This is a genomic window from Natronococcus sp. (assembly GCF_047921035.1).
GTDB lineage: Archaea > Halobacteriota > Halobacteria > Halobacteriales > Natrialbaceae > Natronococcus.
Genome location: NZ_JBLRWX010000139.1, coordinates 1 through 6,738 on the forward strand (window position 1 = coordinate 1; position 6,738 = coordinate 6,738).

The 6,738-nt window shown below is 63.8% G+C and carries 9 protein-coding genes; 2 read left to right on the forward strand and 7 right to left on the reverse strand.

Going from position 1 to position 6,738, the window contains the following annotated elements; genetic code table 11:
• The 3 genes from ACNA7R_RS18505 to paaA form a co-directional block, all read right to left on the reverse strand.
• The coding region (locus tag ACNA7R_RS18505; RefSeq protein ID WP_416284994.1) for a Phenylacetic acid catabolic protein at positions 1 to 314 on the reverse strand (314 nt) is incomplete at its 3' end.
• The gene (paaB, locus tag ACNA7R_RS18510; RefSeq protein ID WP_416284995.1) at positions 314 to 631 is read right to left on the reverse strand and encodes a 1,2-phenylacetyl-CoA epoxidase subunit PaaB; all 318 of its coding nucleotides are present in this window, start codon (positions 629 to 631) and stop codon (positions 314 to 316) included. The genes paaB and ACNA7R_RS18505, both read right to left, overlap by 1 nt.
• 2 nt (positions 632 to 633) lie before the next feature.
• Positions 634 to 1,575, reverse strand: a complete 942-nt coding sequence (gene paaA, locus ACNA7R_RS18515; protein WP_416284996.1) for a 1,2-phenylacetyl-CoA epoxidase subunit PaaA — start codon at positions 1,573 to 1,575, stop codon at positions 634 to 636.
• Between the two features lie 96 nt (positions 1,576 to 1,671).
• Between paaA and ACNA7R_RS18520 the strand changes: the two genes are divergently transcribed.
• Positions 1,672 to 2,310, forward strand: coding sequence for a helix-turn-helix domain-containing protein (locus tag ACNA7R_RS18520; RefSeq protein WP_416284997.1), 639 nt, complete (start codon positions 1,672 to 1,674; stop codon positions 2,308 to 2,310).
• A gap of 32 nt (positions 2,311 to 2,342) precedes the next feature.
• Positions 2,343 to 2,729 carry a hydroxyphenylacetyl-CoA thioesterase PaaI gene (gene paaI / locus ACNA7R_RS18525; RefSeq protein WP_416284998.1) on the forward strand — a complete coding sequence of 129 codons (387 nt, stop codon included), beginning with the start codon at positions 2,343 to 2,345 and terminating at the stop codon, positions 2,727 to 2,729.
• Between the two features lie 26 nt (positions 2,730 to 2,755).
• On the opposite strand, the gene ACNA7R_RS18530 is transcribed toward paaI, so the two are convergent.
• From ACNA7R_RS18530 to ACNA7R_RS18545, 4 genes are all read right to left on the reverse strand, one after another.
• The gene (locus tag ACNA7R_RS18530; RefSeq protein WP_416284999.1) at positions 2,756 to 3,478 is read right to left on the reverse strand and encodes an ABC transporter ATP-binding protein; all 723 of its coding nucleotides are present in this window, start codon (positions 3,476 to 3,478) and stop codon (positions 2,756 to 2,758) included.
• Positions 3,475 to 4,275, reverse strand: a complete 801-nt coding sequence (locus ACNA7R_RS18535; RefSeq protein WP_416285000.1) for an ABC transporter ATP-binding protein — start codon at positions 4,273 to 4,275, stop codon at positions 3,475 to 3,477. Before ACNA7R_RS18535 ends, ACNA7R_RS18530 begins: the two co-directional genes overlap by 4 nt.
• The gene (locus ACNA7R_RS18540) at positions 4,275 to 6,263 is read right to left on the reverse strand and encodes an ABC transporter permease (RefSeq protein WP_416285001.1); all 1,989 of its coding nucleotides are present in this window, start codon (positions 6,261 to 6,263) and stop codon (positions 4,275 to 4,277) included. Before ACNA7R_RS18540 ends, ACNA7R_RS18535 begins: the two co-directional genes overlap by 1 nt.
• 54 nt (positions 6,264 to 6,317) lie before the next feature.
• Positions 6,318 to 6,738, reverse strand: a 421-nt coding sequence (locus tag ACNA7R_RS18545; protein ID WP_416285002.1) for an ABC transporter substrate-binding protein, incomplete at its 5' end; no start/stop codon positions are given.

Here is a 6,738-nt window from a genome sequence, read left to right on the forward strand (position 1 = left end):
GCCCAGTCGCCCTCCGCGAAGGGGAGTTCGACGAGTGTGGCGTGGCGGAAGTCGGCGGGGTCGCGCTCGTAGATCAGCTCCTGTTCTTCGAAACCGAGGTCCTCCAGCACGTCGTACCACAGCCGAGCGTGACCCAGCTCGTCCTGGGCGTTGTTCGCCAGCGCGAGATCCGACTCGAGGGTCGGCGCCCGGACCTGCCACTCGGTGTAGCGCTCGGCCAGGACGAACTCGTCGTCGGCCAGCCGTTTCAGCAGCGTCTCGAGGGCCTCGCGCTCGCTGGCCTCGAGGTCGTCCGGGTTCTCGAGCGTTGCCATCAGTCGTCACCCCGCTGTCGCTCGGCGGTGGCCTGCTCGTCCTCGGACTCGACGACCTCGACGGCGTCCTCCCCGGTCGTGTTGTAGGCCGTCGCCCAGCGGTAGGCCTTGTCCGTCGTTCCGCCGAAGGCGACGTCCTCGCTATCGATCTCGCCGATTTCTTGCTTGGGGACGACCCAGAGGCTGTTGGTGGGCTTGCGCCGACCGTGCTGGATGGCCGCGAACTGCTTGGCCATCTCCCGGTCGGGCGCGTGGACGTTCCCGCAGTGGGCGTGGTACCCTCCCGTCTTCTCCTGTCTAAATACTTCCCAAATCATGGTTAGTCGGCCGCCTGCGGCGCGTGGCCCCCGGCGGCTGTGGCGTCTTCGTCGATCGTGTTACGAACCCACTGAACGGCCTCCTGTGCGGCCTTGCGGCCGTTGATCTGGTTGAGGCCGGGCTCGTAGTCGTTCTTCGCGATCGTGAAGAACTCGTCCCAGTCCAGATCCCCCTCCTCGACTTCGTAGGTGCCGTCGTCGCGCTCGCGAATACGGGGTTCGTCGGGGATCTCGAGGCCGTACCTTCGGGCCTTCGGAATGTACTGGTCGAGGAAGGCGTCCCGGAGTTCGTCGTTCGATTTCTGTTTGAGACCCACCGAGGCGGCAAAATTGTGGTGGGTACTCTTGTCGTCGGTCGGTCCGAAGAACTGGATGATCCGGGGCCACCACTCCTCGAAGGCCTCCTGGGTCCGTCGCTGTTCGGCACGGGATCCGGTCATGAGTTCGCGAAGGATGTCCTCGCCGTGTTTGACGTGGAACCCCTCCTCGAAGCAGACCTTGTCCATTGCGTGGGCGTAGGGCTCCCAGCTGGTTCGGCGAAGCGTCGCCTGCCGGCGCATTGCCGCGCCGTCGACGAAGAAGGCGATCATCGGCGTCTCGACCCAGTCGTCCATCTGGTAGTGGAAGCAGTTGAGGAACTTCCCGTCCCCGTTGGCGAGGTCGTCCAACATCTCCTCGCGAGTCTTGACGCCCAGTGACTCGGCGGCCCGGTAGAGCAACTGGCCGTGGCCGATCTCGTCCTGGACCTTCGCCGAGAACGCCAGCTTCCGGTCGATACTCGGCGCCTGTCGGATGAACGGCCGCTCGAGGTAGGCGCCCATGATCTCGCTGTTGGCGTGGAACTCGATCATCCGCGTGGCGGCCTCCCGGTACTCCCTGGGGAGGTCGTCCGCGGGGCTGAACTCCCGGGGCCCCGCGCGTTCTTTGACTGTGTCCAGATCCATGGTTTCATTATAAACTACGATGGTTACGTCCTTAGCAGTTGACCGCCACATAACGGGGCTTTAAATGGAAGCAACCACAAGATAATATACGTTCGCATGATCGACGAGTGTCTCGCCGTGGAGTTCAGGGTTCGAAACGACGACTGCCCGCTCGCGGAGGCAAGCCGTGACGTCGGTGCCGAGATCGATGCCCGAGCACCTCAGCGGCGCAGCGACGGCTACGATCTCCTGCAGTTCAGTTCGGCGAGAACGGATCGGCTCACGGCGCACCTGGACGACGACGAGCGGATCTCGTACCTACACGTTTCCCGAACCGACGGCCGTTCGGGATACCGGTGCCTCTCGAAACATCCCTGCGTCGTCCGACGGCTCATCGACGGCGGGCTCATCGTCGAGACCCTGCGATACCGCGAGGGGGAGGCCCGGATCTTCGGTGCGGTCGTCGGCCGCGACGTGCTGAAAGGCGTCATGGAGGCGGCCGGCGAAACCGTCGGCGTCAAACTCGAGCGGGTCTACCCCCTCGAGTCGGAGGCCACGGAGTCGCCCGGCCAGCGGTGGGAACTCACGCCCGCTCAGGAGGAGTGTCTCCGGATGGCCCTCGAATCGGGCTACTTCGAGATTCCGCGACAGGCCAGTTCCGAGGCGGTCGCCGACGAGCTCGGGATCAGCAAGTCGGCGTTTCTCGAGCGGCTCCGCCGGGCGGAAGCGGCGCTGTTTCAGCAGATGTTCCGCTAGATACTTTTCGTTGGGGATCGCTGTGGGATGATATGACAGAGGAGATACGGCAACGTATCGAAGACGACGCGTACTGTCAGACGCTCGGCATCCGACTCCGATCGCTGGAGGCGGGGAGTGCACGAACCACTCTCGAAATAACCGAGGACCTCACGAACTTCCACGGGACCCCTCACGGCGGAGCGATCTACTCGCTCGCCGACGCGGCCTTCGCCGCGGCGTCGAACTCCCGGGGGGAGACGGCTGTCGCCCTCGAGACGAACATGTCGTACCTCGAGGCCGTCGACGTCGGCACCGAACTCACGGCGACGGCGACGGAAACCCACGGGTCCGGCCGGACCGCGGAGTACGAGGTCGTTGTCACCGACGAGGATGACGAGCGGGTCGCGACGTTTCGCGGACGCGTTTACAAACTCTAACCCGCACGAGGCAAAGACGGCAGCACTCAGGCCGTCACCCCGAGATACTTGTCGAGGATCTCCTCGTCGGCCTCGAGCTCCGCGGACGTCCCCTCGTAGACGATCTCGCCCTGGTCGATAAGGTAGTTCCGGTCGGCGAGCTCGAGGCAGACGTGGACGTTCTGCTCGACCAGCAGGATCGTGATCCCCCGTTCGTTGAGCTCCTCGACGATGTCCATCACGTCCTGGACGATGTAGGGAGCCAGCCCCTCCGTGGGCTCGTCGAGTAGGATGAGGTCGGCGCCGCCGACCAGTGCGCGAGCGATCGCGAGCATCTGCTGTTCGCCGCCGGAGAGCGACGAACCGGGGTTCGACGCCCGCTCTTTCAGGTTCTCGAACATCTCGAGCGCCTCGCCAACCGAGAACGAGTCGACGTCCGGTGCGCCGCCGTAGTCGGCGAGCTCGAGGTTCTCCTTGACGGTGAGCTCCGGGAAGATCTGGCGTTCCTCCGGAACGAACGCCAGTCCATGCTGGACGGTTTCCGTCGCGTCGAGGTCGGTGATGTTGGTTCCGCGGTAGGTGACGGTGCCGCTCGTCGGAGACAGAATACCGACGATCGAGCGCAGCGTCGTCGTCTTGCCGGCGCCGTTGCGGCCGACCAGCGAGACGACCTCGCCCTCCTGGACCGACAGCGACAGCTCCCGCAGAACCTGCGTCTCACCGTACCCCGCGTCGACGTTCTCGACGGCGAGTAACGGCTCGACACTCATTCGGTCATCCCTCCGAGGTAGGCGTCCTGTACGTCGCTGTTATCGGCGATCTCCTCCGGCGTTCCTTCCGCAAGGATCTCGCCCCTGTTCAACACGGTGATGCGGTCTGAGAGTTCCATAACGAGTTCGATGTCGTGTTCGATCAGCAGTAGCGTCTGGTCGACCAGCACCTCCTCGATCAGGTCGATCGTTTCTCGGGTCTCCTCGACGCTCATCCCGGCCGTCGGCTCGTCGAACAGGACCAGGTCCGGATCCGTCGCGAGGACGACCCCGATCTCGAGGCGCCGTCGGTCGCCGTACGCGAGTGCGTCCGCCCCCTCCTCGGCGACGTGCACGAGATCGATCCGCTCGAGGACACGGTCCGTCTCCGCGTTGATGTCTCCGTACCGACCCGTCGGCTTGAAGAGCGATTCGATCAGGTTGTATTCGCTCCGCCGGTCGGCCTGAACCGCGAGTCTGACGTTCTCGCGGACGGAGAGGCCGCCGAAGACGTTGGATATCTGGAACGATCGACCGATGCCGCGACCGACGCGCTCGGGCGGCGAGAGAGAGGTAATGTTCTCGCCGTCGAAGTAGACGGCTCCCTCGCTGACGGGCAACGCGCCGGAAATGAGGTTGAACAGCGTGGTCTTGCCAGCGCCGTTCGGGCCGATGACGCTGCGGAACTCGCCTCGTTCGACCGTCATCGAAACGTCGTCGATGGCCGCGAACGCGCCGAACGTCTTGGTCAGCCCGTCGAGTTCCAGTATCGTTTCACCGTCGGTTTGCCGGTTTCGGATTCGAGTTTCTGTTGCCATCAGTCACCGCCCTCCGTTCGGGTTTCTTCGGGTAGTTGTCCGGAATCCGCTTCGGGTCCCGGTCCGCCGGGTAGGTACGGCGCGAGCAACGTCGGCACCGAGACCAACCCCCGCGGGAGGAAGATCACGAACAGGACGAAGATCGTCCCAAGGACCAGCCGCCACCGGCCAGTGTAGTGGGTCAGCAACTGTTCCAGGCCAAAGAACGCGCCGGCACCGATGAGCGGTCCGTACAGCGTTCCCATCCCGCCGAGAATGACCATCACGATCACCTCACCGGACTTCAGCCACTCCGTGACCGAAGGGGAGACGAACGCGTTGTTGAGCGCAAACAGTCCGCCGGCGAGGCCCGCGAACGCCCCGCTGACGACGAACGCGCGACGCTTGTAGACGACCGTCTCGTAGCCGAGGAACGTCGCTCGTTCCTCGTTCTCCCGGATCGATTTCAGTACCGAACCGAACGGCGACTGGAGCATTCGCCGGGTGACGAAGTACGAGGCGACGAGCGCGCCCAACACGACGTAGTAGAACAGCGAGTGGCCGGTCAGCACGACCGGGCCGACGAAGAATGCGATGTCGTCGAGCGACGTACCGACGCCAGCGATGCCGTAATAGTAGTCCTGGCCGATCAATCCGATCCCCTCGGAGCCGCCGGTGATCTCGAGCCGATAGAGCAGGTTGTAGTAGAGTTCGGCGAACGCGAGCGTGATCATCGCAAAGTAGACCCCGGCGACCCGGATCGAGAGGAAGCCGACGATCCACGCGATCGCCGCCGAGAGGGCGACTGCCAGCGCGAGCGCGACGACGACGGAACTTGAGACGTGGATCAGCCCAAGTACGACCGCGTACGCGCCGAGCCCGAGGAACAGCGCGTGTCCAAGTGACACCAGCCCGGTGTATCCCATCACGAAGTCGAGCGAGAGCGCAAATAGTGCCCACACGAGGACACGGGAGCCGAACGTAACCCAGAACTGGTTGCCGAGCAATCCGGCCACGATCGGCATCAGCGCGAGGATGCCGATCATCACGAGCCCGAGCTTGAACCGCGTCTCCCGCTCGAGCAGGCTGCCGGTTTTGCCAGCCAGCAGCCGCTCGGTTCCGCCCTCCTCGGCGTGTTCGGTTCCGAACAGCCCGTGGGGACGGATCAAGAGAATGGCGATCATCAGCACGAAGATAACCATTCCCTCGAGCCAGGGGACCCACGGTCGCAGGATCGACTCCTGGAGGATCCCTACGAGGAGGCCGCCGACGACTGCACCCTTGAAGCTCCCAAGGCCACCGAGGACGACGATGACGAACGCCGGGATGATAATCGACATCCCGAGTTCGGGGTGGGCCTGCTGGTTTCCGGCGAGGATGATACCGGCGAAGGCGGCGAGTGCGGCCCCGACACCGAAGACCAGCGAGTAGTACCGATCGATTTGAATCCCGAGGTTCCGGACCATCTGGCGGTCCTGCGAGCCCGCCCGGATGATCAGTCCGTACCGGGTGTACTCGAGCAGCGCCCAGACGGCGAAGGCCATCAGTGCGCCGCTAACTATCATAAAGAGGTTGTAGGCGCTGACGTCGAACCCGAACGCCCCGATCGTTCCGGTCAATACCCCCGGTCGCGGGAGTCTGAACGACCCCGTCCCCCAGATGAGATAGATGAGATCGTTGATGACGAGGACGAGGCCGAACGTCAACAGAATGTGATAGAGCGGGTTCCGGCCGTACAGCGGCTGTACGGTGTATCGTTCGAGGGCGACGCCCAGGATCCCGACCAGAAGCGGGGCGATCACCAGTGCTGCAATAAAGGCCGTGCCGCCGATACCGGTTTGGATCGTGATCGCGACCGCGAGGTACGCGCCCAAAACCGCCAGCTCACCGTGGGCGAAGTTGATGACGTTCATCACGCCGAAGATGACCGACAGTCCGGCAGCGAGCAGTACGTAGACGAATCCGAGCGTCAACCCGTCTAACAGTTGTTGAGTGGCTGTTCCTAACATAACGCCGGTCGGCGAGTCGTTCCGTGCATTGTCGAACGTACCTATCCACAACCTCTATCGCTCACAGCCGGTTTCTTCACAGGCTGGAATCGCCTCCTCGCCGTCGAGTTCCGTCAGGATCTCGACGTCCGGTAGATCGTCGTTCTCGACGAGTTCGCCCATCCACACTGGGTTCACGGCCTGGCCGTCACACTCGCGGAACTCGTTGGGCCCGAAGATGGTGTCCTGCTCGAGGCCGCCCAGGACGCCCGCGACCTCGGTCGGGTCGTCCGATCCGGCTTCCTGGATCCCTCGTGCCATCATCCGAATCGAGTCGTAGCCGACCCGCGAGAAGTTGTCCGGTAGTTCGTCGTACTCGGCCTCGTAGGCCTCGACGAACTCTTGGTTGTCGCCCATCTCTATCTCGGGATAGTACCTGACGCCGCTGAAAACGCCGGTCGCTGCGTCCCCAGCACCAGCCCGGACCGGCGTGAAC

What these genes read in the sequence shown, in the direction of transcription:
- ACNA7R_RS18540 (WP_416285001.1), bottom strand. Translation starts at nt 6,263, where the DNA reads ATGTTAGGAACAGCCACTCAACAACTGTTAGACGGGTTGACGCTCGGA.
- paaI (WP_416284998.1), top strand. Translation starts at nt 2,343, where the DNA reads ATGACAGAGGAGATACGGCAACGTATCGAAGACGACGCGTACTGTCAG.
- paaB (WP_416284995.1), bottom strand. Translation starts at nt 631, where the DNA reads ATGATTTGGGAAGTATTTAGACAGGAGAAGACGGGAGGGTACCACGCC.
- ACNA7R_RS18530 (WP_416284999.1), bottom strand. Translation starts at nt 3,478, where the DNA reads ATGAGTGTCGAGCCGTTACTCGCCGTCGAGAACGTCGACGCGGGGTAC.
- ACNA7R_RS18535 (WP_416285000.1), bottom strand. Translation starts at nt 4,275, where the DNA reads ATGGCAACAGAAACTCGAATCCGAAACCGGCAAACCGACGGTGAAACG.
- ACNA7R_RS18520 (WP_416284997.1), top strand. Translation starts at nt 1,672, where the DNA reads ATGATCGACGAGTGTCTCGCCGTGGAGTTCAGGGTTCGAAACGACGAC.
- paaA (WP_416284996.1), bottom strand. Translation starts at nt 1,575, where the DNA reads ATGGATCTGGACACAGTCAAAGAACGCGCGGGGCCCCGGGAGTTCAGC.